Origin of the sequence: Mycobacterium sp. (assembly GCF_036488105.1) — a bacterium.
Classification (GTDB): Bacteria; Actinomycetota; Actinomycetes; order Mycobacteriales; family Mycobacteriaceae; genus Mycobacterium.
On record NZ_DASXHW010000526.1, the window covers coordinates 11745 to 38092 of the forward strand.

Consider the following 26348-nt stretch of genomic DNA (forward strand, 5'->3'; position numbering starts at 1 on the left):
GCCATATCATCGGATGATGAGCACCGGCGGCCTGGATACTGTGGCCTCGCCGGCATTCACCGACGAGGAGTCGGCCCAGTATCGCGCCGCCGGCTGGTGGTCGGAGGTGACGTTGTCCGACGCGGTAGCCCGCAACGCCGAGCAGCGCCCGGACGGCTTCGCCTACATCGATCACCCCGGCCCGACGTTCACCTGGCGTGAATTCGATGCTGCGGCAACTGCTCTCGCTGAGCAGTTGGCCGCTGTCGGCATTGCTCGAGGTGATCGAGTCGCGGTGTGGCACGGCGACTCCGCGGCCATCCACCTGCTGTTCGTCGCGGTGGAACGGTGCGGCGCGGTCGTTGTCGGCATCGGCGCACGTGCCGGCACCCGCGAAGTTGCCGCGATACTGCGCAACTCGCGGCCAAATCTGCTGATCAGCGACGGCCAGCGCAGCGAAGCCGCGACCCAGGTCACCACCGCTGTCGGCGCGCTCTCGGTGCCGGTCCTGGTACTGGGGGACGGCGGCCGCGCTCCGCGCTTGAGCATCGACACAGAGCCCTCGACAGTGCCGGTCGGCGGCGCCCTCGGCGCCGACGACGTGTTCCTGATCAACTCGACGTCCGGGACCACCGGGCTGCCTAAGTGCGTGGTGCACACGCAGAATCGTTGGCATTACTTTCATCAGAAGGCCGTGGCCAACGGTCAGCTGACGCGTGACGATGTGTTCCTGCCGGTCATCCCGATGCCTTTCGGGTTCGGAATCTGGACCAGCCACACCAGCCCGATCTATCTGGGCGCCACCGCTGTGATCTTGGACCGCTTTACTGCCAGGGCAACGTGCGAGGCGATCGCTGAACACCGGGTCACTGTGTTGTGTTGCGTCAGTACGCAACTGACGATGCTGATGGCCGACCGCGCTTCGCGTGACAACGACCTGAGTTCGCTGCGCGTCGTTTTCACCGGCGGGGAATCGTTGCCCTACCGGCCGGCCGCTGAATTCGAAAGGCTCACCGGAGCAACGATTCTGCAGTTCTATGGGTCGAATGAGACCGGGCTGCTCAGCGCCACGACAGTGCACGACTCGCAGGAGCGCCGGTTGCGCACGGCCGGACGGATCGTTCCCGAGATGTCGGTCCGCCTTTTCGACATCGACCAGGACGTCACCGAGACCGGCAAGGGTCAGCCCGCGTGTCGCGGCCCCGCAACCAGCCTCGGGTATCTTGGGGGCACCGACCACGACCAGCTGTTCACCCGCGATGGCTGGATGCGCATGGGCGACATCTGCGAAATCGACGCCGAGGGCTACCTGAGCGTCACCGGCCGGACGTCGGATTTCATTCTGCGCGGCGGAAAGAACATCAGCGCATCTGCCGTCGAAGACGCCGCGACCACGCACCCCGCAATCGCGGTCGCGGCGGCGGTGGCAATGCCTGATCCGGTGTTCGGCGAAAAGGTTTGCCTATATACCGAACTCGTCGGCTCGCACATGATCAGCCTGTCCGACCTCGTCGAGTATCTCCTAACGGCAGGCGTTTCCAAGGAGCTGCTTCCTGAGCGACTCATCGTGGTCGACGAGCTGCCGCGATCGTCGGGCGGCAAGATCGCCAAAAGCGCGTTGCGCGCGGACATCAAAGCCAGGACGGAGGCCGGCCATGACCACTCCTAACGCGCGGCGAGGTGGCCTGGAGGTGTGGGCGGCGTCGGTGGTTCCGCCGATCGGAGTCGACCTTTCGGATGAGCAGGCGCTCGCGGTGGCGTTCCGGCATCTGGCCGGCATCGGGTTCGCCGAGAATCTGGCCGGACACATCACCTGGCAACCCGACGGACAGACCGACATGTTCGTCAACCCGTGGGGGCTGTGGTGGCAGGAGCTGACCGCCTCGGATATCTGCCTGGTCGATGCCGATGCGCACGTGATCCGCGGCCGCTGGGATGTCACTCCGGCGATCCACATTCATACCGAACTGCATCGCGTCCGTGCAGATGCGCGAGTGGTCATTCACAATCACCCCTACTACGTGTGTGTGCTCGCGGCGCTGGGCAGATTGCCAGAGCTGGTGCATCAAACCGGCTCGCTGTTTCTTGACGACCTCTGCCTGGTCGATTCATACGACGGTGAGATCGACAGCGCCACGCGTGCAGCCGATCTCGCGGCCCGCATCGGCGGGGCCAACCTGACGATTCTGGCCAACCATGGCGTCATCGCGACCGGCCGCAACCTCGCTGAGGCCGTCTACCGCGCCGCGTCGATCGAGCGAGTCTGCAAGCTGGCCTATGACGTGATGCTCACCGGCAACGAACCTGTGCAGATGAATTGGGCGGACATGGCGGGCATGCAGAGATCGCTGATCGAACGGGCTGCCGACGTGTACTGGGCGGGGGCCGCCCGACTGACCATCAAAGCCGATCCCACCGTTCTGAACTGAGTGAATTGCGATGAAATCGATCGACGAGCTCGCCGCCAACCTGAGCTTCACCACCGCCAAGACCGGCGAGGGCCGCTCGGTCACATTTCTGCCTGATCCGCCGAGGGCGCCGCGCCGCTACACGCTGATCTCCGTCGACGATCACATCGTCGAGCCCCCGGACACGTTCACCGGCCGTCTGCCGCAACGGTTGGCTGATCGCGCCCCGAAAGTGGTTGACACCGCCGACGGCGGCCAGACATGGGTCTATGACGATCAGGTACTGCCGAATGTCGGTTTCAACGCCGTCGTCGGCCGGCCGGTGTCGGAGTACGGCTTCGAGCCGGTCCGCTTCGATGAGATGCGCAGGGGTGCATGGGATATCGACGAGCGCGTCAGAGACATGGACCTCAACGGCGTCTACGCTTCGCTGAACTTTCCCTCGTTCCTGCCGGGTTTCGCGGGCCAGCGACTGCAGCAAGTGACCAACGATCGCGACCTCGCGTTGGCGTCGGTGCGCGCATGGAACGACTGGCACCACGACGTGTGGGCAGGTTCGCACCCGGGTCGGATCATTCCGTGCCAGCTGCCCTGGCTACTCGATCCTGAACTCGGCGCGGCGATGATCCGTGAAAACGCCGCGCGCGGATTCCACGCCGTCACGTTCAGCGAGAACCCGTCGATGCTGGGGTTGCCGAGCATCCACTCCGGTCATTGGGATCCGATGATGGCCGCGTGTGCCGAAACCGGCACGGTGGTGAACCTGCACATCGGATCGTCGGGTTCGTCGCCGTCGACCACCGACGATGCGCCGCCGGATGTACAGGGCGTGTTGTTCTTCGCCTACGCCATCTCGGCGGCGGTCGACTGGCTGTATTCCGGATTACCGAGCAGATTCCCCGATCTCAAGATCTGTTTGTCCGAGGGCGGAATCGGCTGGGTGGCAGGACTATTGGATCGCCTCGACCACATGCTGAGCTACCACGCCATGTATGGCACCTGGGCGGCGTTGGGGGAGACCCTTACCCCGGCAGAGGTGTTCACCCGCAACTTCTGGTTCTGCGCAGTGGAAGACAAGTCTTCTTTCGTGCAGCACGACCGCATCGGTGCTGACAACATCATGCTGGAAGCCGATTACCCGCACTGTGATTCGACCTGGCCGCACACCCAGGAGACGGTGCACGAACAAATCGGCGGCCTGTCAACCGAGCTGATTCGCAAGTTCACCTGGGAGAACGCTTCGCGGTTGTACCAACATCCAGTGCCTGTCGAAGTGCAGCGGGATCCAGAGTCGTTCTGACCGCTTCTGCCCCACATCATTAGCGGTCCCGACGGAGCGAATGGCAGCGGCGTTGTCAAAACGCATCGAATACACGGCGGTTACCTGACTTCGTTGTCTGCAGACCGATAGACTCCGCGGCCATGACGGTACCGCAACCATCGCTGGCTGGACGCCGCATTCTGGTCACCGGCGGTGCCACCGGAATCGGCGCCGCCGCGGTGCGCGTTCTGCACGCCGCGGGAGCGCGGCTGGCCGCGACGTATCACAACACTGCCCCGGCCGACGACGCACCGGCCGTGACGTGGGTGCAGTGCGATGTTCGAGACGCCGAGTCGGTCGATGCCGCGTTCGGTAACACCGTGCGGGAACTCGGCGGCGTGGATGTGCTCATCAACGCCGCCGGCCTGTGGCAACCGGGAGTGCCTGGCAGCATCACCAGCGACGAGATCGACTTTCTGCTGGCAACCAACGTCAAAGCAACGATTCTGACGAATCAGGCCGCGCACGCGGTAATGCGCGAAAACGGCGGACACATCATCAATTTCGGGTCCGCTGAGGCGGTGATGGGTAGTCCCATCGCAGCGGTGTATGCCGCCTCCAAGGGCGCCGTTCAAGCCTGGACCCGCTCGGCGGCCAAAGCGTGGGGCGCAGACCGGGTCACCGTCAATGCGCTGGCGCCGGCCGTTCAAACACCCGGAGCGGACCGGTTCCGGAACTTCCTGGGTCCGCACGCCGGCGCATTCATCGACCAGCAGATGCAGTTGTCCATCCCGTTGGGCGGCAAGCTCGGCGATCCCGCCAGCGACTTAGGGCCGGTGTTGGTGTTCCTTGCCAGCGAAGGGGCCGGATTCATCACCGGTCAGCTCATCCCGGTCGATGGCGGCCTCGCCATGGTGGGCGGCTGAGCGGGCGCGCCGACATGACCGCCTCGGCATCGAGATGCTCAGCGTCTTTGGCATGCCCCCAATCGAATTCGTCCAGCTGGTGGCCGATCTGGGTTGCCAATACATCACAACCGGGATGGTCGGTTTTGCTCCGCTGAAAGCTCTGGATTACCAACCGTATTCGCTGCGCGATGATCCTCGACTTCGTCAGGGCCTGCTCGCGGCCCTGCCGGATGATCGCGTCGTCGGCTTGGAGATACCGATGCGTTCTCGCGCCGAGGCCGGGGTCAGCGCTTACGACCGGTTGCTGCCGTGCGTCAACAGCGCCCGGGCACTGCTGGCTGGTGCTCGCGAAACCCGTTTAGTTTCAGCTACCTATGCCTTTTTTGACCGCGTCATCTTGCTTCTGGCCGACTTCGGTGACGAATTCCGGCGGTGCCAGTGCAAAGGATGGTCCCTCGAACTCCAGGGTGACCATTGCATTGCCCTCGGTGAACAGCAACACCGTCACTCCCTTGGAGTGGTCCTGCGGCAATCCCGAGATCGTCACACCGCCAACCCCGACTTCAGCGTTCAACGCCTTGGTGCGGAGAGTTTCGCGATGCAACGCCTTGGCCGAATCCAGCGCAGTGGCGGTCGCCTCGGCGTCCGGCAGGATCTGAATGGTGTCGATGATCGTGTGGCTGTGGTCTTGATCAGTGAACGTGATCAATGCACCTTTTTGGCCATTTGGATCTTTTGTCGCCGGGCCGGCGGTAAACACGTCGGGCGCATTGATGTCACTCGCCTTGATCAGCAGCTGGGTGTAATCGCTGATCGGAGCGTGGGTAGGGGCGCCGGATCCCGAGCTCGGCGTCGACGACTTCGGGTGGCTGCTGCAGCCGGTCACCGACATCCCCACCAGCGTCGACACGGCGGCTGCCGTGGCCATCACCGTCCGGGGGATCCTCATTGCACCGTGCTCCTTATTCTAGGTAACGGCAACGGTATCCCACGGTGACGTGGTCCGCCGTCAGTCAGCTGGTTCAAGAAGCACCAGTAGCCCGCTTCGGTTGGAACGGCCCGGCCCGACGCGTCCTCAGGTATATGCCGGAAGATCCTGCCTAACAGTAGTTTTCAGCTAGACCGCGACGACGCCCTCGCGCGCGTACAGCCCGCTTCCCGTGATGAATGGCAGGTCCATCGTGGTCCGGATCCCGGGCGGCGCGGCAAGCACAGCCGGAATGGCGTTGACGATCCGGCCGGCCGCACCGGCGATCGCTGCCTGGTTGTGGTCGCCGTAGCGGCTGCTCGGAACGATGTCGACCGCGTATGACGGCTCGCCGGTGATCTCGACGCGATACGAGCCACCGCCTGAAGCGGGTTGCTGCCAGTCGGGTCGTAGATCCGGCCGCAGCCGGGTGATGTGCTCGATGACGATCGCAGGATGCCCCTTGACCATGCCGCGAATCTCGAACTGCAATGCGGCCAACGTACCTTTGGCGACGTGGCCCACTGCGACGTCGAAATCCTCCGGCGCCGGCTCGCGCTGGTAGGACTCAGTGATCTCGTCGACCTCGATACCGAGACCGGCCGCCAGCTGTCTGATCGCCGTGCCCCACGCAATGCTGAGCACGCCCGGCTGCAGCAACATCGGAATCTCGTCCAGAGGCCGGGCGAATCCCATGTAGTGCATGACCTCCGCGCCGTCGTAGCTGGCGTAGTCGTGGATCTCCATGCAACGTACCTGTTCGATCCGCTGGCAGGTGCTGGCGAGGGCGAACGGGATCAGGTCGTTGGCGAATCCCGGGTCGACACCGCTGATAAAGAGGCTCGAATTACCCTGTTGGGCAGCATCTTCCACACGTGCGATGTACTTGTCCGGCATCACGCCCCACGGGTACTGCAGCAGCCCGGGCGATGACCCGACGACGTTGATACCTGCGGCGAGAATGCGCATCACATCCGCCATCGCTTCCGGCAGCCGGGTATCACCCATTGCGCAGTGCACGACGCATTCCGGTCGGGTCGCGAGCAAGGCATCGAGATCGTCGACCGCCGTGATGCCGGTAGTGACATCAAGACCGGCGAGTTCACCGGCGTCCTTGCCGACCTTCTGTGGTGTCGAGACGCACACCCCGGTCAGTTCGAACTGCGGACTGGTTACGAGTTGAATCAACGCCAGCCGACCGACGTTTCCAGTGCCGACGTGAGCGACCCGGATCGCCATAGATGTCCTCCGTCAATGGATGCGAGCGACAAACCGCCCTCGACGCTAGTCCACGGTGAATGCCGGCGCGACGAATCGTTGCACTATCTCGCCTTCGGTGGCGGCATCCCCAACTGGCCAATACAGCAGCGACATCACCACACGCACCACCCATTGCGCGGCCTGCGGGTCCTGGTCGGTCAGTCCAGTGAGCTCGGTGGCGAAGCCGGCCAGCAGCGGCGATCCGGTGAGCCAGATGACGTCGTTGGCCCGGATCGAGTTGAACATGAGTTGGCCTGATGGATCGGCGCGAATCAATTTGAGCGCGACCGTGATCGCGGTGACGACCCGCTCTGGCCCGCGCAGATTTTGGACGTTCTGACGGACGGTGTCGACGATGCGGGCCGCCGAGCGGGCTACCACCGCGTCGCGAATTTCGGCCTTGCCGCCGGCGTATCGATAGATGGTGGCCCGAGAACAGTGCACACGCGCCGCCAGTGACTCGATGTCGAAGGCCTCCGGCCCCTCTCGGGCGATGAGGTCGGTGGCCACGTCGTAAATGCGCTCGGCGGCGGCCTTGCGGCGGTCGCCGCCCACCACCCAGTCGTCGCGAGGCATCGCCCGGTCCTCCTGACGTCAGAGAATATCCAGCCGTCGATTCTCGTATTTGAGACAGACTGACAGTTATTCTCAGTGTAGGTGCAGGTCTGGCGGCTGTGTGAGACGAATCCCGTTCATGCCGGCGCACGCCCGGTTTTCGATTTCGACCGGCACCGTTGACGGTGCTGCGTCGGCCGCTCAACCTGGACAAATGACGGTCTGCGATCCGATCGAGCTGTTCGACGCTGATTACCTGCAGGATCCCTACCCGCTGTACCACCAGCTGCGCGCAGCCGGAGCGGTCGGTCAGATCGGTGATTCGGACTTCTACGCAGTGTCCAGTTGGGACGCGGTTGTCGACGTCATCGCCCGGGTCGACGAGTTCTCATCGAATCTGACCGCCACCATGGTGTACCAGCCAGACGGCACGATCACGCCTTTCGCCATGGCGCCCATCGGTGATCCGTCGCACGCGCTGGCCATCGCCGATGATCCGGCACACGCTGTACACCGCAAGCTGCTGCTGCCTCATCTGGCGGCGAAGAAGATCCGCGCACTGGAAGCGTTCGTCGCCGACACTGCCGACCGGCTATGGATGGATGGCCTGCGCGGCGGGCGCATCGAATGGATGGGCGCCGTGGCCAACCGGCTGCCAATGATGGTGGTTGCCCGGCTCATTGGTGTGCCCGAAGCGGATGTCGACAGACTTGTCGAGTGGGGATATGCGGGCACCCAACTGCTCGAGGGCCTGGTGTCGGCCGATCAGCTCACCGCCGCGTCCGCGTCCGTGATGGAGCTCGGCGGGTACATCTCCGATCATTTCGCGCGGGCTGCCGTCAACCCGCAGGACAACTTGCTCGGCGACCTCGCCGCCGCATGTGCCGCAGGCGAATTGGACGACGTTGTTGCCCTCGGGATCATGATCACGCTCTTTGCCGCCGGCGGCGAGTCCACCGCCTCATTGCTCGGCAGCGCAGCATGGATATTGGCCACTCGGCCCGATATTCAGCAGCAGGTCCGCGAAAACCCGGAATTGCTGGGGGCTTTCATCGAGGAGACGCTGCGGTATGAGCCGCCGTTTCGTGGGCATTACCGGCACGTCGCTGTCGATACCACCCTCTGTGGCACCGAGCTGCGCGCGGGATCGCGTCTGCTGCTGTTGTGGGGTGCGGCCAACCGGGATCCCGCTCACTTCCACGCACCCGACGAGTTCCGGCTCGACCGCGCCGTCGGCAAAGGACACATCACCTTCGGGAAGGGAGCGCACTTTTGCGTCGGCGCCGCGCTCGCGCGCCTGGAGGCGACGGTCGTGCTGCGCCGGCTGCTTGCAGGCACTTCTGCGATCGACGTCGCCGACGTCGGCCGTTGGCTACCGAGCCTGTTGGTGCGCCGGCTCGAAAAGCTGGGGCTGACGGTCCGTATCGCTGGCTAGCTCAGTTGCCGAAACCGTGCTGCGGTGCCGGCGAGGGTTGACCGCCCGCTGCTTGCAGACGGCTCGCAGCGAAATCCGCACCCTGGGAGATCACGCTTCCGTCGTCGGCGTAGGTGTTATGTGCCGCGAAGTTGACCCCGTCCGAGCAGACCGGATCCTCGACGGCGCACACCTGGATGGTTTTCGACTGGTAGAGCGGTCCGATGACCAGCTTGGGCTGGCCGAGAAAGTTCATCGCGCGCACATTTGGCGTACCGAAGAGCACGACCGCAGCGACGTGGTTGGCCATCGCCGGGTCCAACGGCTTGGGGATCGTTGCCGGATCGACGTCCTGCGGCACCGAGTCGGGGACGGCGGGTGACGTGACGAAGCCCGCGACCGCCGCGCCCTGCGAGTAACCGCCAAGCACCATCTTGGTATTGGGGCAGGCGCTGGCCTCGCTGAGGATGTGCGACCCGGCATCGCGGATGCCGTCGAGGCCGGTCGACCATTGGTCGCTGGCCGGGTAGTTGACCGGGTAGACGTCCATCGACTTGCCGCCCAAGCGGCCGCGGAGCGCGTCGACGAAGGCTTGTCCAGTCGGCCCGAGACCCGGGTCCTCACCGGTACCGCGGGCGAACACCACCTCGGTATCGGGACATGGCTGGGCGGACGCTGAGGGTATAGCAGCGGTAGGGGCGACCGAGGCGCTAAGGCCCCCCGTTGCAATTACCGCAGCACCGAGGACGGAAGGAAGATGACGGGCCTTCATGCTGCTCCACATTCCCATAGAACTACTTGTCCAAACTAAGAACTTTCTGCGCATACCCTGAGCAGTCTCGCATAGTTGTGAGCCACGCGCCCGTCCACCCGGAGGGTTCGAGCTATCTATACGCTGCGGCGGCCACTTAACCGGTGCGGCAGCGTGATTCAGCGCACCGCGTCGACGCTGGTCGGCGCGTCAGCCAGCTTGACCAGTCGCACTTCCGGCCGAGCCGGAACCTCGTCGGCGAGGAACCACCGGAAGGCCAGGTTTCCGCGGGGATAGTCAAGCGTGGTCAGGGAATTGGGATGCGCCGTCACTCCCTGGGAGATGACGATCGTCACAGTGCCGTCCGCATTGAGTGCAGCACTGCGGCCGTTGATCGAGCAACGCGCGTCAGTGACGCCGTGCGTGGCCATGAATTGGTTCCACACCACCAGATTCCAGAATCGGCATTTCGGGGGACGGTGGGTGATGACTAGCGCCTCGTCCTCGTCGAGGACGAAACTGCCATAGGAATAGCAGGCGTCGCGGGCAGACCACCCGAAATTGGCATCCGAGACTTGGTAGGGTTCGGCGAATTGGTTTGCTGCATGAGCGATCTCGTGCCCAAGCGCGTGCGAGTCGTCCACTCGCGCACCCACGGCCAGCGGCACGATCGCGAACATCGTGCGCATCCAGGCCGCACTTGCCCGAAGCTTTGCCGCGGTCTCGGCGTCCCCGTGCCGAATGGGCTCGGGCTCATCGAGTGCCTCGATGTGCCAGTTGACCGCGCGCCCCGTCAGGGGATCGGCCTGGTAGTCGCGAGTCATCAGCACGGCCGCGTCCGGGGTCGGGCCGAGCTCGAACGCGAAGTTACCCGCGGCGTCGATGTCGAGGTCGTCATCGCGCACGATCGCCACGATCCGGTCCGACCACGCCCCCGGCGATGGTTCGTTGTAAGCCGTCAGCGAGAAGTAGACGCTGTCGCCGCGGTTGCCGCTGATTCGATAACGGCGCCCGGGATCGACCGGACAGATGTAGTAGTAGGCGTCGGTGTTATCGCCTCCCCATCGCCGGTCGCGCCGGAAGGGGGTGTTGACTTCCACGAACATCGGCCGGCTCGGCTCACCGAACAAATAGGTGTCGAATGCGACGCCCAGGGTGGTCGCGAGCATCCGGTAGCCGTCGGCGATCTGCCGGTCATCGGCCACAGCGCGCTCACCGTCCAGGAATGAGCGATCCAGCCCGCTCAAGGTGTCCAGTAGCTCACGCCATGCGGCGGTGGACTCGTGCTCGCTATTGGTCATGCCCTGATTCCCCTCGTTATCAGTGCGGCTGTGCGGTCTACCCAGGAATAGTCCAGAGCATCCCCGCGGGTGAGCAGGGCAAGGAAGGTAGTTCCGGCGACCACCTCGACCATCTGGGCGGCGGTGACGTCGGGCCGTACCTCACCGCGTTCGACGGCGTCTGCCAGGCGATCGGTCAGCCCCCGCGAAAGGATGTCGCCGAAGCGCTCCAGCAGAGCCGAGTGCAGCGTCAGGTCAGCGGCCATCTCGCCCACCAGGCCAGGCAGCGCGGCGCGTGCAGCCGGAGTGGTCAACACTTCCGCCGTGCGGCTGACCATCTCACGCACATCCCCGGCTAACGATCCGCTGTCGGGCAGGGCGGTGGCGTCGCTGATCGGGAAGACCGCCTCGTGAACGAGGTGCGCCTTGCTGGGCCAGCGCCGGTAGATCGCCGGTTTACTGGTGCCGGCCCGTCGCGCAATCGCATCGACCGACAAGTCGGCGTAGCCGGTCTCGGCGAGCAGCTCCACAGTCGAGCGCATGACCGCGCTATCGATGCGTTTATCGCGGGGGCGGCCAAGCTCTGTCGTCATTACGGAACTCAGAGTAACATAAGTCGCCGTGACCGATACCGCTCCAGCACTCGTGCATCTCGATGACCTGGCCGAACCGCGCTTCAGCCCCCAAATGGACCAGATCCGCGACCTGATGGCCACAATGGCGCCAGAATGCCCGCTGGACGCCGATGCGCTGCACGCCAAAGCCACGGCCGAGACCGGGCTGACCGACTTCGGCCCTGATGACTACCGGGAGCGTCTCGAGGTCTACCTGGCCGCGCTGCGCGAGATCGACGGCCTGCACGGCCCTGGAGTCGTCAACTTCCATGCTCAGGTACTGCAGTCACTGAAGAATCGGCTGCTGCTCAACGATCTACTCACGCGGCACCCCGAAATCCGCGATATCGAGTTACTACCGCCGGTCGTCATCGCGGGACTGCCGCGTACCGGCACTACCCATTTGCACAACCTGCTGGCGGCGGGCCCAACGTTCCGCACCATTCCGTACTGGGAGAGCGTTGAGCCGTTTCCGCTGCCCGCCGAGGTGGGGGCCGAGCCAGATCCGCGCCGGGCACGAATGGATGCCGCCGTCGAGTTCATGAACGCTGCGATGCCGCACTTTCGACTCATGCACGAGATGACCACCGATCACGTTCATGAAGAGATCCAGCTGCTGGCCAACGACTTCTCCACGATGCTGTTCGAGACGCTGGGCCACGTGCCACGCTGGCGCGACTACTACTTGGCGCACGACCAAACATCGTCTTACGAGTACCTGCGTCTGCAGTTGAAGGCGCTGCTATTCCTTCGAGGCGGCCGTCGTTGGCTGCTGAAATCACCGCAACACCTTGAGCAGTTGCCGGTGCTTGATGCCGTCTTCCCCGGCGTGGTTGTGGTGTGCACCCACCGCGAGCCGGTGCCGGTGGTGCTGTCGATGCTGGCGATGCTGGCGTATACCGCCCGGATGCATCGGTCTCCGGTGCCGGTGCACGAGATAGCCGCATCGTGGGCAGAGCGCCTGCAACACATGCTCGACGCGTTCGTGCGCGACCGGGACGTCATCCCGCCAACGCGCTCGATCGACGTGCGATTCGACGAGTTCATGTCCGACGAACTGGGGATAGCCGAACGTATCTACGATCTGGCCGGCGAACCGCTCACTGGGCCGGCCCGCGCCGCGATTGCCGATTACCTGGAACACCACCAGCGTGGACGGTTGGGCAGCATCGCGACGTCGGCCGATATGTTCGGACTCGACGAGCGCGACCTGCCCAACCGGTTCGCCCGCTATGGCGAGCGGTTCTTGGCCTGAGTGCGTCTAGGCAGCGTCTGGCTGCGCAGGCGCTTCGTTCTCCGGGGCACCGGGCGGGGGGGCGTTTGGAGCCGGCGGCGGGGGAGGCGGAGCATCGGGAGCCGGCGGAGCATCGGGAGCGGGCGGCGGGGGAGCATCGGCCGGGGCGGCATCCGGAGCCGGTGGCGCTGGGGCCAGTATGTTCACCAGGACCGGAGCCGGGGCATCGCCTGGAGCATCGCCGTCGACCGGCAGGTACATGTGATGGCTGAACTGAGGCTGGTAGGCCCCGCCGCCGCCAATGCGCACACCACCGCCTTCACCGCTGGAGACGGGAGTTCCATCGGGCAGCGTCACCGCGGTGTGGCCGCCGTTCCAGCCGATCACCAGAGCGCCGGGGGCGGTGCCGTAGTGGAAGCCGCGCGCCAACAACGCCGGCTCTTCATTTCCCGTGTTGAACCGGCCGCTGAAAGCGGGGCGGTCCGTTGCCACGTTCGATACCAAGGAGGCCAGACCCGAACAGTCCGTACCCGCCGTGGAGTTTCCACCGGTGATGTACGGCGTGCCTGACATTTGCTCAATCAGGCCCATCAGTGTTGCTAAAACAAACATGAACCGGGACGTTACAAACAAGATCAATAGTGGGCCAAAATTTGTGCGCGCCATCACCTTTGCGCCCAACACATGACGTGCATTACATGCGCCCGCAAAAAGACCTGGTAGATAAGGGTTTCCAAATCGTCAATTCTACGCGAGTGGAAGAGTAACCCGTTCTTGACTTTTCGCTGAGTGAAGTCCCAGATGCAGCAACTTTAAGCCAAAAGCCCTGTTTAACAAAGTGTTATCTATCGCTGTGAGCGAAATCTCGGTTTTGCGCTTTGCTTACGTACATGTACGCAGGTCGGGGAGGCGGTTTTGTTAACTACTCGTCAAGCTATTGAGCAGGCGGCAATTGCGGCGGTCCGTCGGCTGCACGCAGCTCAGCAGGCCCGTCACGCTCAGCCAATTTGCCTTGTTTTTCAAGACCTCCGGAAATCAACGACTGACCTTCCGCGTGCCCCGTTTGCGGACGATGCGACGAAACTGCCTGGGCCACAGCAGCGCCCGCACTGAGGTCGCTGCTGTCGCGATTGTCAGGCGAATGGACTGAAACCGATCGGTAGGTGGACGACGCGCCGGTGTCCTCCTCAGCTTCGATAGTGATCTTGTGAGTTCTCTTGAGCGAGAACGTGATTTCCTCGAACTCCTCGATGACTTGGCGCGCGGTGCGAAGCGGATGAGTTGACGTGTCGATTGCGCGGGCTACGAAACTCGGTATCAATGGGCGGATCCACCGAGCGGCTGCTCTGGTGACATCGGGGATGGTTGGAATCGACTGTGTGGGAGGCATATCAGGCGGCTCGGCTATTGCCGGTAGATTCTTTGTCTCGCTCCCCTCGGTGGTCGCCGACGCCTCGGCGGCAAGACTCGCGGCGTGCGCTTCCGCGGCGATCGGCAGGTAGATGTTGTCTTCCACCGGTTCCGGGTCGCGTTTCGTGACCTCAATCGCGGCGTTCACCCGATGACGAAGCTGCACGCGGTCGATTTCCGTCTGTGCCTCGACGGCCAGTCGGGCTTGTTCGAGTTGCTGTTCGGCCCACATGGTTTCGGCGGCCGCACGCACCTCCGCTCGCTTCACGGCGATCGCTGTATCGGCCACCAACTCGGCGCGTTCACGTTCGGCGCGGGCCTGAGCGTGGCGATCATGGCTCGTTTCTCCGCGCCACCGCCGCAGGATCAGGGGCAATACGCCCAGAGCTATGAAGAACCCGACCGTCAGCACGCGCAGTGCCAGTGCTCCCGCGCTGGCCGACGCCAACTGCTGCATCGCGACCCAACGCGAGCCCAGACCGTGATCCATCTCCCCGATCACGGTCTGGCGCGCTTCGTCAAGCACCCGCTCGCCGTGGTTGATTTGGTCCTCCAGCCCGGGGACTCGTCGGTCACGAGCCGCGATCGCTTGGTCAAGTTCTCGCTGGGAGTCCGCGAGAAGCTCATTAGCCGTTCGGGTTTCGGGTCCGGAACCGGGTACGCCGGTGATTCGGGTCTGCGGACACGCCGGCGTGGGATGGTATTCGCAGCGTGCGACCATCAGGGCCTCGTCTCGGTGCGCGCGGGCCGCGTCGACGGCCTGGTCGAGCGCGACGCGTGCCTGGCGCACCTGCTGCAGGTTGGTGGATTGTTGGACAACGGCCGGCGCCGAAACGGCGTTGCGCGCGGCTTGCTGCTGAATCACGCGGTCAATCGAGCCGGAGAACAGCGCGAGCGCCGCGAACTCGCCGACGACCCCGCCCAAGGCCATCACCACGACCACGGCAATCGCCGTCACTCCGCGTCCGGCGGCACCGCGCGTCGGGCCCGTCGCGATCGCCCGGGCCGTCGCGCCCACCAATAGAGCGAATACCAAGGTGAACGGCACCACGACCGACGCCGACATGTGTACCGCCGGCATGACAGCGAGGGTCGTCACCACCCACGTCAATACGACATTGACCAGCACAACCACGCCTGCCACCGCGTGTGTGGACCGCTCGTGGCGTTCGTTGAGTTCAACGCGGTCGCCGCCGCCCAGCCAGGTGAGCCAGGCCCCTATCGACGAGCCCGGGGTTCGTGGTTCTGCAATTTGATGCGCGCACATCGGAGTCGGGTACCTCCAGAATTGCCGGCCATAAAGGCCACGGCCATGGATATCGAACGAGCGGGTGGGTGTGAGGGCGGTTCACATATGCAACCGAAGCGCCCATACCGGATCGCACCGGTGCGACGGCTGAATTCTCTCACAAGTACACCCGTGCAGACATCTAGCGCCGCCGGGTCGCGTTCGTGAGCGTTCCGGCGACCAAAATCAGCGCGGCGCAGACGGGTCAACTACGGTCAATACGCCTGATCATTTGCGCTGTTGCCTGCTCGATGATTTCGCGCCTTGCCTCCGGTGTTCGTTTGCGCTTGGACCGGCGCAGTGTCGGAGCGATAGTGATGCCCTGCTCGTACGCCGCAACAACACGCGGATCCACATAGGAGCGCCGGGCCACCGCAGGTGTATTGCCCAATTGATCCGCCACCGCTCGCATCACAGCTGCTTCTTCACGACGGCGTGCCGTCTTTGACTTCGGGTCACCCGCGATGGCGAATGCCTCGGCGCCCAGCACGGTGCCGTGCCACGTCCGTATGTCTTTTACGCTGAATTCCTCGCCGACGAGCTCTCGGAACCGGGTATTGATGTCATCGGCATGCACTTCGGACCAACCGTCGGTTGCGCGGTAAACGAGTAGCCGGGCACTGGTCGTATCGGCTCGGAGCAGCGACTTGACCGCACCAATAACCAGAGGATCGTCTAACGAAACTGTCCGACGCACACCACTTTTGGCCGGGTAATCGAAATCGACGCTATCGCGTCGCAATCGAACGTGATCACGCAGAAGTGTGGACAGCCCGTAGCTCCCGTTCTCCTCGACGTATTCCTCGCCACCGGCCCGGAAATACCCTTGGTCGATCAGATGCTGTGCCAGCGCCAACACGCGATCTCGCCCCAGTCCGCGTCGCCGCAAGTCGATCAGCAGGCCAAGGCGCCAGCTGGGCAGCTGTTTGGCCAGGCTTACCGCCCGGTCGAACTTCTCCTCGGATCTCTCGGTCTGCCAGCGCTCGTGGTAGAGGTACTGCCGACGGCCCGCCGCGTCGGTGCCGACTGCCTGAATGTGTCCATTCGGGTGTGGAGAAATCCAGACGTCTTTCCATGCCGGCGGAATCACAAGCGCCTCGATGCGCGCCAACACCTCATCGTCGTCAACGCGTTCCCGGTCGTTGTCGAGATAAGAAAAACCACGGCCGCGGCGGATGCGACGAAATCCCGGGCCACCGACCGTACTCTTGCGCAGCCTCATTCGGACCGGTCGCTAGGGCCGCCGGGTAGATGATCCGAGACGCACGACGCGCGTCCAGCTTCGTTGCACTTCATCCGCACAGGTTTACCCAGCCACGGCATTCGGCTAACGCCGTGCGTGCCCGACTGGCCCGACACGATCGGATCAGTCACCGCCGCGCAAGCCGACGTGAGACGGTATTAACTTATGCAGGGCTTTGAGTACGTCAGCTACGAGACCTTCGGACGACGTTTTTTCGAGGTGGCCGTAACCGAGGAGCGGGTCGGCGCGGCGTTCGCCGCGATCGCGGGCAGCCAGTTCGACATGCCCCCGATGGCTCAGGGTCCAGGCAAGATCGCCAAAGTCAGCGCCAACGTGACCATCAAACAACCGCAGGTCACTCGCAACGTCGACGACAGCATCACTTTTGACATTCACATCCCCCTGCTCATCGACCTGCTCGTCGACCTAAGAATCGACAAGCAGCGCTTCACGGTGGACGGCGACATCGGGCTGAGCGCGACCGCGCGCGCGGCGGAGCCACTGCTGCTGATTGTCGACGTCGCGAAGCCGCGCCCGTCGGACATCAACGTCCACGTGTCGTCGAAAAGTATTCGTGGGGAGTTGCTGCGCGTCGTCGCCGGCGTCGACGGGGAGATCCGGCGTTTCATCGCGCAATATGTCAACGACGAAATCGATGCGCCCGAATCCCAAGCGGCACAAGTCATCGACGTGGCCCAGCAACTCGATCAGACCTGGAAAGGTATCTGATCTGCGAAACCGCGGTTTATCAAGCGGGTACCTGAGGGTATGCACCGCCAGCACGGCGGGGTATTGACATCACGGGAGAGCGAGACGACATGGCACGGGTGGATATCTCGACGTCGTCGAAGCTTTCGCCGGAGTCCGCCTGGAAGCTGGCGTCAGACCTGAGCCGGTTCGGCGACTGGATGACGATTTTCGGCGGCTGGCGCGGCGAGGTGCCCGAGAAGATCGAAAAGGGCACCTGCGTGTCGTCACTGATCAAGGTCAAGGGATTCCGCAACGTCATCCACTGGACCGTCACGCGGTACGACGAGCCGAAAGCGATCGAGTTATCCGGCCGCGGACGCGGCGGGATACAAATCACGGTTGCCATGAAGGTGACCGACGAGCATCCGGGGTCCACGTTTAATCTAACTGCCGACCTTGGCGGTGGTCTGCTCAACGGGCGGCTGGGACGACTGGTGGCACGAATCATCAAGTCGGACGTCCGTAAGTCTGTGTGCAACTTGGCCGAACTAGAGTAGTTCAGCGACGGCGGGTACTGCTCGAATCCCGTTGAATTTGGCGGACTCGCCGCCCCTCCATGGTCAACCAGGCCAGCGCAGCACCGGCGGCCAGCAAGGCGACGATCGCGGCGCCGACTCCGACGCTGACTTGCCGGACGGCGAAACTGGCCAGGCAGATCACAAACGCCACGACGGCCGCCGCGACAAAAACCAAACCCGGCGCCTTCGCTGTGTTCTTCATCGTCTCACCGGCGAGGGGCTGCGTCGTTCGGTGATGGTCGATGGGATCGCTCGCGTTGTCTCCCATGGCTCTCCTTCGGTGTCACTCGCTTCACGAGCGTTCTGAGGAGTTACCCGGATTTACCAGCGAGAAAACCGCTTTGCAGCTCGCGGCCCCTGGAAGTCGGTTTGTGGTTGCCGCCGGGTGGCAAGATAAACATGGTGACGTCGGTCGTGATCGTGGGCAGTGGATTTACCGGCTTCGAGTGCGCGCGGCGCTTGGGCCGCCGACTGCGCAAAACCGATGTCGATATCACGATCATCTCGCCGGTCGACTACATGCTCTACACGCCGCTGTTGCCAGACGTGGCCGGGGGAGTGGTCGACCCGCGATTCGTCACGATCCCGCTCGCGGGGACTCTTCATGGCGTACGCAAGATTCGCGGGCGGGTCGACAATGTCGATTTAGCGCAGCACCGGCTGCAGTTTACCGACCTCGAGCAGCGTTCTCGTTCGTTGTCGTGGGACCGGCTGGTGTTGACACCGGGATCGGTCACCCGCTTGTTCGACATCCCCGGATTAGCCCAGTACGCAAGGGGTTTGAAGTCGACTGCGGAGGCGCTGTACCTGCGCGACCACGTGGTCGAGCAATTGGAGTTGTCCTGCGTGGACGACGACGCCGAACTCGTGCGAGCTCGGCGCACCATCGTCGTGGTGGGGGCATCGTATTCCGGGACGGAACTCATCCTGCAGCTGCGCGCACTGGTCAACGCCGCGGCCAAGCAGTTGAATTTCGACCTGGCCGACGTGAAGTTCCTGCTGCTGGACCTCGCCGAGCAGGTGATGCCTGAAGTCGGCGAAAAGCTGGGGGCCCGCGCGATGAGGGTGCTGCACCGACGCGGGGTCGACGTCCGATTGGGCTTGACGCTCAACGAGGTTCACCCGGACCACGTCGTACTCAGCGACAATTCGCGGGTGGAGACCCGTACGGTCGCGTGGGTGACCGGGGTGACCGCCGCCCCGCTGATCCAGACGCTGGGACTACCCACCGAGAAGGGCCGGCTGAAGGTGCAGACCGATTTCGCGGTGCCCGGCCATCCCGACGTTTTCGCGGCCGGCGATGCCGCGGCGGTGCCGGACGTGACCCAACCGGGCAAGATCACTCCACCGACCGCCCAGCACGCGATCCGACAGGGAAAAGTGTTGGGCGACAACGTGGCCGCCAGCCTCGGGCGCGGTAAGAAGCGAGAGTACAAGCACCACGACATGGGTCTGGTGGTCGACCTGGGGCCGCATCAGGCAGTGGCAAACCCCCTGAAGATCCAACTGTCGGGATTCCCGGCCAAATTCGTCACCCGCGCCTACCACTTGTATGCGATACCTCGCGGGGTCAACCGATGGGCTGTTGCGCTGGCGTATCTCACCGACGCGCTGTTCGCCCGTTCGGTCGTATCGCTGGGCCTCTCAACACAAAGCGACGCCGAGTTCTCGACCAGCGAGGGTATTCCACTGCCGAAAATTGGCTGAGACGCGTCACGGCACGTTAGTTTCCTCCCATGAGGATCGTCGTGGCGGCCTATGGCAGCCGGGGCGATGTCGAGCCCGCTATCGCCGTCGGCGCGGAACTGCTCCGCCGAGGTCACGATGTACGCATGGCTGCGACGGTGCCGCCGGAGATGCGCGCGTACGTCGAGTCGGCGGGTCTTGTTTCGGTGCCGTATGGCCGGGATTGGCAGGAACTCCTCGGCGACGAGGACTTTACCCGGATGCTGCAGGACCCAGTCAGCGCAATCCCGCAAGCCGTCGAATACGTTGCTCAGGTCGTGGCGGAGAAGAACACCACGTTGGTGTCATTGACAGCTGACGCCGACCTGCTGGTGGCGGGTATGACCGAGCAGGCGCCGGCCGCCAATGTTGCTGAGTACCGGCATATTCCGCTGGCGGCGCTGCACTTCTTCCCGTCGCAGATCTTGCAGTCCGGATCTCCCCAGGGCGGCGCCACGACGCACACCGATCGCGCCCAGCGCCAGGCGCTCGGCTTGCCGGACGAACCCCGACCCGGCGAGCGACCGCTGGAGATCCAGGCGTACGAGGAGCTTTGCGTGCCCGCGTTGGCGGCCCAATGGGCGGCCGAAGACGATCGGCGGCCCTTCGTCGGCGCGCTGACGCTCCAGTTGCCCACCGACGCCGACGACGAGGTGCTGTCGTGGACGGGTGCTGGACCGCCGCCGGTGTACTTCGGCTTCGGCAGCACGCCTGTGGCGGCACCGGCTGACACAATCGCCGTGATCGGCGCGGCGTGTTCGCGGGCCGGCGCTCGAGCCTTGATATGTTTGGGCGCGAACGATTTTGGCGGTGTCCCGATTGCGGAGAACGTCAAGGTCGTGCGCGAAGTGAACCATGCGGCCGTATTTCCGGCCTGCCGCGCCGTCGTTCATCATGGCGGCGCCGGTACCACCGCCGCCGGCCTGCGCGCTGGAACTCCCACGTTGATCCTCTGGAATGGGCTCGATCAGCCGATGTGGGCGGCGGCGATCGAATACCTCGAAGTCGGCTTCGGACGGCGCTTTTCGGACAGCACCCTGGATTCGCTGACCGTCGACCTGCACCAGATCCTCTCACCGCACTACGCCGCGCGGGCCCGCGCTGTCGCGGCGCAAATGACCACACCTGCCGAAAGCCTCACCAGGGCAGCTGATCTGCTCGAAGACATCGCCCGCCGAGGGACTGGCGGCTGATCAGCCCTCAGCCCGAGGGGCCGCCTCGCACCTGCCGCACGTGCCGGTTGTCAATGGCGTCGATCGTCAAAAGCCGGCTGCGAATCCGCCACTTCGTCTCGACGCACTGATATTCGTCGTCGTATCGCAGATGCCACGTCACGTCGAGGAGCTGATCCCCATGCCGGATCCAGTGATGCGCAACGCAGGCGATACGCCCGCGGGCGGTTCCCGGTCGGGGACCGGCGTCATAGACCTCGCCGACAACGGCGTGCTGGGTGCGGATTGTGGCAGCGACGGTAGCCGCTGCAGCCCTGATGGCCGCGCGACCACGGTGCTGGTGAACCGGCTCTAAGGTCGTCGGCGGGTCAGGCAGTGTCAGCTCCGCATGTTCGGTGAAAAGCTTTGCGACGGAATCGAATCGCCGGTCATCGACATCTGCGGCGTAACGATGTACGAGGTCGGTGAGAGCCGCCCGGTCGAGCCCGCTGAGCGTCATGTCGACAGGGACAGCCGTTGGGCGCAAGCCGACAGCTCGTCCTTGGCTTGCTGGAGATCGGTGGTCGGCGGCATGGCCAGCACCAGTCGATCGGCGCCCTGTGCGACCAACCGTTCAGCGCGTTCAAGGTCGACTTTGGTGACCGAATGACCCAGCGACACTTCGATATCTGCCGGATCGCGTCGCGCGCCCGCGGCCTCGTCGCGCATCAGCCCCAGCATCTCCTGCAGCTGGGGACCGGCCACTCCCAACGGCTGAAAGCCGTCGCCGAAGCGACCGGCCCGCCGAGCAGCTGCTTTACTATGGCCGCCGATATGCACCGGAACATTTCGCCCGGCAACTGGTTTCGGACTGCAGACGACATCGGCGAACTCGAAGAACTCGCCGTTATGGGTGACACCGTTCGGCTGCTGATCCCACAACGCCCGCAGCACCGCCAACTGCTCGTCGGCACGTCGCCCCCGGCTTTCGAACTCGGTGCCGCACGCCTCGATCTCTTCTCGCAGCCAGCCCACGCCGACGCACAGCCGCAGTCTTCCGCCCGACAACGCGTCGACGGTTGCCGCCCGTTTGGCCAGCACCACCGGATGATGGTTCGGCAGCACCAGAACTCCGGTGGCCAGCCCGAGCCGGTCAGTGTGGGCGGCTAGAAACGCCAGCAGGTCAAGCGGATCGGGGACCGGGCAGTCGGACGCCAATTCCACGCGGCCCGAAGGGTCGTACGGATAGACGCTGTCATAGCGGGTCGCCAGGACGGTGTGCTCGACGGCGACGATTGATTCGAAGCCGCATGCTTCAACGTGGCGGGCGAATGCCGCCATCCACCGCGGGTCTGCGGTAACACCGGCAGCGACGGGGGCGACGACGGCGAATTTCACGGTCTTCATGGCAAATTGAAGCTAACAGGTGGTTTCGGTCGGGCTGACGGCCGTCTGGGCTCGCATGGCTTCGGCCAGGACGATCGCCCGGCGATCGGTGAACACGTCTTCGAGCAGGACCGGACGGCCATCGGGACCGCTCAGCGGAACTCGCCAGTTGGGATATTCATCGGTGGTGCCCGGCTGGTTCTGAGTGCGCTGATCGCCAACAGCGTCGGTCAAAGCTAGCCCAAGCAGCCGCGACGGCGTCCGGCCCAGGTACTTGTGGAGGGCCATCACGGTCTCCTCGACATCGGCGTGTTTCGACAACAGGCCAACTCGACGCAACTCCGCCAGCCACGCCGCCCGCTCGGCTTCGGCGGCGGCAAGCTCCTGCTCGACTGGCCGGGTCAACAAACCCAGCGAATCCCGAAGGCGCACATGCTCGTTGGCCAGATAGCCGGCGGTCGGCGGTAGGTCATGAGTAGTCACCGACGACAGGCAATATTCGCGCCAGCGCTCGGCCGGCAGGGGCCCGCCGCCACCGTCGCGGTCCAGTTCGAACCACAGAATCGACGTGCCGAGCACGCCGCGGCCTCGTAGGTAGTCGCGCACCCACGGCTCGACGGTGCCCAGATCCTCGCCAACCACCAACGCCAATGCGCGGTAGGCCTCCAACGCGACGATGCCGATCATCGCCTCGTGGTCATAGCGGACATAGGTGCCCTCGGTGGGGGCCTGGCCCTTCGGAATCCACCACAGCCGGAACAAGCCAATGATGTGGTCGATGCGGACCCCGCCCGCGTGCCGCAACACGCTGCGGATCAAGGCGCGGAACGGCTGATACTCCAGCTCTTCGAGGCGGTCCGGGCGCCACGGCGGTTGCGACCAGTCCTGGCCTAGCTGGTTGAACTCATCCGGCGGCGCGCCGGCGGACACCCCGAGGGCCAACGCGTCCTGAAGCGCCCAGGAATCGGCGCCGTTGGGATGCACTCCGACGGCGAGGTCGTGCATGATCCCCAGCGACATTCCCGCGGAGACCGCCTGCGACTGCGCGGCGGCCAGTTGCTCGTCAAGTTGCCATTGCAGCCAGCGATGGAAATCCACCACCACTTGATGCCCGGCGACGAAGTCTGCGACGCCGTCAGCGTCGGGATGCCGCAGCGACTCGGGCCACTCGTGCCAGTCGCCGCCGTACTCCTCGGCCAGCGCACACCACGTCGCAAAGTCGTCGAGCGCGCAACCCTCGCGAGCACAGAACGCCGCGTACGCCAGCTCGCGACCTGCCGTCCGCGGGACGGCGAACACCAGTTCCAAGGCAGCCCGCTTGGCCGCCCACGCCGCGTCGCGGTTGATCGCGTCCAGCGCCGCGGCGTGCTTCTGGACACGTTCCCGCAGCCGCCGCACCCGCCCGCGTTTGCGCAGTTGTGCGAACTCGGGAACGGCCTCGACGCGCAGATACATCGGGTTGACGAACCGACGTGACGTCGGCAGATACGGCGACGGCTCCATCGGTGTGCTGGGGGCGGCTGCATGCAGCGGATTGACCAGGACATACCCCGCGTCGTAAACCGACGCCGACCACACCGCAAGGTCAACGAGATCGGTGAGGTCGCCGACGCCCCACGACTGCCGGGACCGGACGCTATATAACTGCGTGGCCAATCCCCACGTACGACGGGCGCCCAGCCGCTCCGGCAATCCCAGCCAGCCAGGCGTCACGATCAGCGCTGCACTGGCCTCATGCGTCTCCGAGCGCACATGCACCCGGTGGTAACCGAGCGGCAAATCGTCAGGCAGCACAAAGCTGGCCTCGCCGATCCAGTGTCCATCCAGGTCAAATGGTCCGTTGAAGTTGTCGACCTGGCGTATGCCGGTGCGGACGGAGCCATCCTCGAGCTGCAGCCACACCTCGACCGGCTGACCGTGGGTCACGTGTACCCAGAACGTGGTCCGCGTGCCGGCCTGCCCGAGGATGGTCGGCGGCAGGGGACGCGACCAATGCCCCCGCTCGTGCGCAGCCCGCGCCGCATTGCGTTCCGCCTCGTCAGCGGCGGCGACGCCGAGCGCGGCCAGCACTGCGATCAGTGTGCTTTCCGGGACGTTGATCCGGCGACCGCTCCAGTCTTCATAGTCGGTGGCGATCCCGAATCGACCCGCAAGTTCGACCAACGACGGCGGCATGTGGCTCATAGGAGACATCTTGCTTGCCGCGCCGCCCCGGATGCGATCCGAGTGTTCACCTCGGCGTCGTCTTTTATGTGAGCTGGGTTTGCTCCGGGCCGTACGATGCGCAGCGACGATTTCTTCGATTCCTTCCCACCTAATCAATGGCAGGTGACGGCACTGTGGCGCAAACCACTACCGGCGTGCACGCAAATAGCGGCCGCGTCCATACATTCACCTGGCGAGGTCGCCTGGGGTGCCCTACCGTTGTGCATGTGAATCGTGGGACTAGACAGCATTCCAGCGCCTGGAGCGTGCGCAAGCATGGCCGGTGACCAGCAGCGGGGTTCGGGCTACGGCCTCGGACTGTCCACCCGGACCCAGGTAACCGGTTATCAGTTCCTGGCCCGTCGTACCGCCATGGCCTTGACGCGCTGGCGGGTGCGGATGGAAATCGAGCCCGGCCGGCGCCAGACGCTGGCGGTGGTGGCGTCGATATCGGCCGCCTTGGTGATCTGCCTGGGAGCCCTGCTGTACTCCTTCATCAGCCCCTCCGGGCAGCTGAACGACACCCCGATCATTGCCGACCGCGATTCGGGCGCGCTGTATGTCCGGGTCGGCGACAAGCTGTACCCGGCGCTGAACCTGGCATCGGCCAGGCTGATCGCCGGACGCGCGGACAACCCGCACAAGGTGCGGGGGAGCCAGATTGCCCAGCAGCCACACGGGCCGCTGGTCGGCATCCCCGGCGCACCGTCGGAATTTTCCCCGACCACCCCGGCGACGTCGTCGTGGCTGGTGTGCGACTCGGTGACACCGACCGCCGGCATTGCTGCGCCGCCGGTAACGGTCACCGTCATCGACGGCACGCCCGACCTGTCGAACCGTCGCCGCGTGCTGAACGGGACCGACGCCGTGGTGCTCAGGTACGAGAAGGACACCTACGTGGTCCGGCAGGGGCGTCGGTCGCGCATCGACTCGGCCAACCGCGCGGTGTTGCTGCCGCTGGGCTTGACCCCGGAGCACGTCAGCCAGGCGCATCCGATGAGCCGTGCGCTCTACGACTCGCTGCCCGTCGGCCCCGAGTTGACGGTGCCCAGAGTCCCCGGCGCCGGCCAACCGGCAGCATTCACCCATGCACCCGGGCCGATCGGAACCGTGATCGTGACGCCGCAAATCAGTGGGCCGCAACAGTATTCAGTGGTGCTGGCCGACGGCGTGCAGACGGTCAATCCGCTGGTCGCGCAGATCCTGCAGAACGCCGGCACCCCGGCAGGCAACTCGCCGGTGGTCGTGGCTCCCGCGTCGCTGGCGAAGATGCCGGTCGTCACCGGTTTGGACCTGTCGGCCTACCCCGACGCACCGCTAAGCCCGATCGACCTGAAGGAGAACCCCGCGACGTGCTGGTGGTGGCAGAAGACCGCCGGTGAGGAGCGCGCTCGCATCCAGGTGATCTCCGGGCCGACGATCCCGGTGCCCAACGGCTCGACCGACAAGATCGTGTCGCTGGTCAAGGCGGACTCCTCGGGCCGCGAAGCCGATCATGTCTACTTCGGCCCTGAATATGGCAACTGGGTCGTCGTCACAGGCAACGACCCGGGATCGAGTACAGCCGAATCCCTGTGGTGGCTCACGAGTTCGGGTGCGCGCTTCGGCGTGGAGAACACGCGTGATTCCCGCTCCGCACTGGGGCTGACGGCCAAGCCGTCGCCGGCGCCGTGGGTCGCGTTGCGCCTGCTGGCACCGGGCCCCGCACTATCTCGCGCCGATGCGTTGGTGCGTCACGACACCCTTCCGACCGATATGAACCCCGCAGAGTTAGTGGTACCCAAGTGAAGCAAGGTTTCGCACGCCCAACGCCCGAGCGGGCGCCTGCCGTCAGGCCGGAGAACATCGTCCTTCCGACACCGCTGAGTGTCCCGCCGCCCGAAGGTAAGCCGTGGTGGCTGATCGTGGTCGGTGTGCTGGTGGTCGGCCTGCTGGTCGGCATGGTCGGTATGACCGTCGCCAACGGCTCGCGCATGTTCCTGGGCGCCGGTTCGATCTTCCCGATCTTCATGATCGGCGGCGTCGCCATGATGATGTTCGG

The 26348-nt window shown here is 64.6% G+C and carries 25 protein-coding genes; 12 read left to right on the top strand and 13 right to left on the bottom strand.

Translation table 11 applies throughout. The features are described 5' to 3' along the window. Positions 1-16 precede the first annotated feature (16 nt). The 4 genes from VGH54_RS27740 to VGH54_RS27755 all read left to right on the top strand — a co-directional run bounded on the left by VGH54_RS27740 (position 17) and on the right by VGH54_RS27755 (position 4574). Entirely contained in the window at positions 17-1648 is a 1632-nt protein-coding gene (locus VGH54_RS27740; RefSeq protein WP_331515339.1) for a class I adenylate-forming enzyme family protein, read from the top strand. Continuing rightward, positions 1635-2408 (top strand): class II aldolase/adducin family protein, encoded by a 774-nt coding sequence (locus VGH54_RS27745; protein ID WP_331515340.1) that lies wholly within the window; start codon positions 1635-1637, stop codon positions 2406-2408. The genes VGH54_RS27740 and VGH54_RS27745 overlap by 14 nt, the downstream gene beginning before the upstream one ends. 10 nt (positions 2409-2418) lie before the next feature. Continuing rightward, complete coding sequence (locus VGH54_RS27750; RefSeq protein WP_331515341.1) at positions 2419-3687, top strand: amidohydrolase family protein; 1269 nt, start codon at positions 2419-2421, stop codon at positions 3685-3687. 122 nt (positions 3688-3809) lie between these two features. Further along, positions 3810-4574, top strand: a complete 765-nt coding sequence (locus tag VGH54_RS27755) for an SDR family oxidoreductase (protein WP_331515342.1) — start codon at positions 3810-3812, stop codon at positions 4572-4574. Positions 4575-4920: 346 nt separating this feature from the next. On the opposite strand, the gene VGH54_RS27760 is transcribed toward VGH54_RS27755, so the two are convergent. From VGH54_RS27760 to VGH54_RS27770, 3 genes are all read right to left on the bottom strand, one after another. Continuing rightward, a complete protein-coding gene (locus tag VGH54_RS27760; RefSeq protein ID WP_331515343.1) occupies positions 4921-5505 on the bottom strand; it encodes a hypothetical protein in 585 nt (194 codons plus the stop codon). Between the two features lie 168 nt (positions 5506-5673). Then, on the bottom strand, positions 5674-6762 hold the full coding sequence (locus VGH54_RS27765) for a diacylglycerol kinase (RefSeq protein ID WP_331515344.1): 1089 nt from the start codon (positions 6760-6762) through the stop codon (positions 5674-5676). Positions 6763-6807: 45 nt separating this feature from the next. Then, a complete protein-coding gene (locus VGH54_RS27770; RefSeq protein WP_331515346.1) occupies positions 6808-7359 on the bottom strand; it encodes a TetR/AcrR family transcriptional regulator in 552 nt (183 codons plus the stop codon). Between the two features lie 193 nt (positions 7360-7552). Here VGH54_RS27770 and VGH54_RS27775 point away from each other — a divergent pair, with 193 nt between their 5' ends. Next, entirely contained in the window at positions 7553-8773 is a 1221-nt protein-coding gene (locus VGH54_RS27775; RefSeq protein ID WP_331515347.1) for a cytochrome P450, read from the top strand. Position 8774: 1 nt separating this feature from the next. Here VGH54_RS27775 and VGH54_RS27780 read toward each other — a convergent pair whose 3' ends face one another. The 3 genes from VGH54_RS27780 to VGH54_RS27790 all read right to left on the bottom strand — a co-directional run bounded on the left by VGH54_RS27780 (position 8775) and on the right by VGH54_RS27790 (position 11376). Beyond that, the gene (locus VGH54_RS27780) at positions 8775-9542 is read right to left on the bottom strand and encodes a cutinase family protein (RefSeq protein ID WP_331515348.1); all 768 of its coding nucleotides are present in this window, start codon (positions 9540-9542) and stop codon (positions 8775-8777) included. 140 nt (positions 9543-9682) lie between these two features. Further along, a complete protein-coding gene (locus VGH54_RS27785) occupies positions 9683-10804 on the bottom strand; it encodes a DUF1214 domain-containing protein (RefSeq protein WP_331515349.1) in 1122 nt (373 codons plus the stop codon). After that, a complete protein-coding gene (locus VGH54_RS27790) occupies positions 10801-11376 on the bottom strand; it encodes a TetR/AcrR family transcriptional regulator (RefSeq protein ID WP_331515350.1) in 576 nt (191 codons plus the stop codon). The genes VGH54_RS27785 and VGH54_RS27790 overlap by 4 nt, the downstream gene beginning before the upstream one ends. A gap of 28 nt (positions 11377-11404) precedes the next feature. Here VGH54_RS27790 and VGH54_RS27795 point away from each other — a divergent pair, with 28 nt between their 5' ends. After that, positions 11405-12652, top strand: coding sequence for a sulfotransferase (locus tag VGH54_RS27795; protein ID WP_331515351.1), 1248 nt, complete (start codon positions 11405-11407; stop codon positions 12650-12652). Between the two features lie 6 nt (positions 12653-12658). Here the strand turns inward: VGH54_RS27795 and VGH54_RS27800 are convergent, their stop codons facing one another. The 3 genes from VGH54_RS27800 to VGH54_RS27810 all read right to left on the bottom strand — a co-directional run bounded on the left by VGH54_RS27800 (position 12659) and on the right by VGH54_RS27810 (position 16551). Next, positions 12659-13300 carry a peptidoglycan endopeptidase gene (locus tag VGH54_RS27800; protein ID WP_414688827.1) on the bottom strand — a complete coding sequence of 214 codons (642 nt, stop codon included), beginning with the start codon at positions 13298-13300 and terminating at the stop codon, positions 12659-12661. Positions 13301-13565: 265 nt separating this feature from the next. After that, a complete protein-coding gene (locus VGH54_RS27805; protein ID WP_331515354.1) occupies positions 13566-15308 on the bottom strand; it encodes a DUF4407 domain-containing protein in 1743 nt (580 codons plus the stop codon). A 226-nt stretch (positions 15309-15534) separates the two neighbouring features. Continuing rightward, positions 15535-16551 carry a DNA topoisomerase IB gene (locus VGH54_RS27810; RefSeq protein WP_331515356.1) on the bottom strand — a complete coding sequence of 339 codons (1017 nt, stop codon included), beginning with the start codon at positions 16549-16551 and terminating at the stop codon, positions 15535-15537. Positions 16552-16737: 186 nt separating this feature from the next. On the opposite strand from VGH54_RS27810, the gene VGH54_RS27815 reads away from it, so the two are divergent. After that, entirely contained in the window at positions 16738-17301 is a 564-nt protein-coding gene (locus VGH54_RS27815) for a hypothetical protein (RefSeq protein WP_331515357.1), read from the top strand. Positions 17302-17390: 89 nt separating this feature from the next. Further along, positions 17391-17819 (top strand): type II toxin-antitoxin system Rv0910 family toxin, encoded by a 429-nt coding sequence (locus VGH54_RS27820; RefSeq protein ID WP_331515358.1) that lies wholly within the window; start codon positions 17391-17393, stop codon positions 17817-17819. Between the two features lies 1 nt (position 17820). Here VGH54_RS27820 and VGH54_RS27825 read toward each other — a convergent pair whose 3' ends face one another. Then, on the bottom strand, positions 17821-18108 hold the full coding sequence (locus VGH54_RS27825; RefSeq protein ID WP_414688828.1) for a LapA family protein: 288 nt from the start codon (positions 18106-18108) through the stop codon (positions 17821-17823). A 134-nt stretch (positions 18109-18242) separates the two neighbouring features. Between VGH54_RS27825 and VGH54_RS27830 the strand changes: the two genes are divergently transcribed. Both VGH54_RS27830 and VGH54_RS27835 read left to right on the top strand, forming a co-directional pair. Beyond that, the gene (locus VGH54_RS27830; protein ID WP_331515359.1) at positions 18243-19547 is read left to right on the top strand and encodes an NAD(P)/FAD-dependent oxidoreductase; all 1305 of its coding nucleotides are present in this window, start codon (positions 18243-18245) and stop codon (positions 19545-19547) included. Between the two features lie 29 nt (positions 19548-19576). Then, a complete protein-coding gene (locus VGH54_RS27835) occupies positions 19577-20758 on the top strand; it encodes a glycosyltransferase (protein ID WP_331515360.1) in 1182 nt (393 codons plus the stop codon). Between the two features lie 7 nt (positions 20759-20765). On the opposite strand, the gene VGH54_RS27840 is transcribed toward VGH54_RS27835, so the two are convergent. The 3 genes from VGH54_RS27840 to malQ are packed head-to-tail and all read right to left on the bottom strand — an operon-like array spanning position 20766 to position 24286. Continuing rightward, complete coding sequence (locus VGH54_RS27840; RefSeq protein WP_331515361.1) at positions 20766-21236, bottom strand: nuclear transport factor 2 family protein; 471 nt, start codon at positions 21234-21236, stop codon at positions 20766-20768. Beyond that, entirely contained in the window at positions 21233-22114 is an 882-nt protein-coding gene (locus VGH54_RS27845; protein ID WP_331515369.1) for an LLM class F420-dependent oxidoreductase, read from the bottom strand. The genes VGH54_RS27840 and VGH54_RS27845 overlap by 4 nt, the downstream gene beginning before the upstream one ends. Positions 22115-22135: 21 nt before the next feature. Then, complete coding sequence (malQ, locus tag VGH54_RS27850) at positions 22136-24286, bottom strand: 4-alpha-glucanotransferase (RefSeq protein ID WP_331515362.1); 2151 nt, start codon at positions 24284-24286, stop codon at positions 22136-22138. 297 nt (positions 24287-24583) lie between these two features. Between malQ and eccB the strand changes: the two genes are divergently transcribed. Together eccB and VGH54_RS27860 are read left to right on the top strand one after the other, a co-directional pair. After that, on the top strand, positions 24584-26095 hold the full coding sequence (gene eccB / locus VGH54_RS27855) for a type VII secretion protein EccB (RefSeq protein WP_331515364.1): 1512 nt from the start codon (positions 24584-24586) through the stop codon (positions 26093-26095). Beyond that, a partial coding sequence (locus VGH54_RS27860; RefSeq protein WP_331515366.1) for a hypothetical protein occupies positions 26092-26348 on the top strand: 257 nt, incomplete at its 3' end. The genes eccB and VGH54_RS27860, both read left to right, overlap by 4 nt.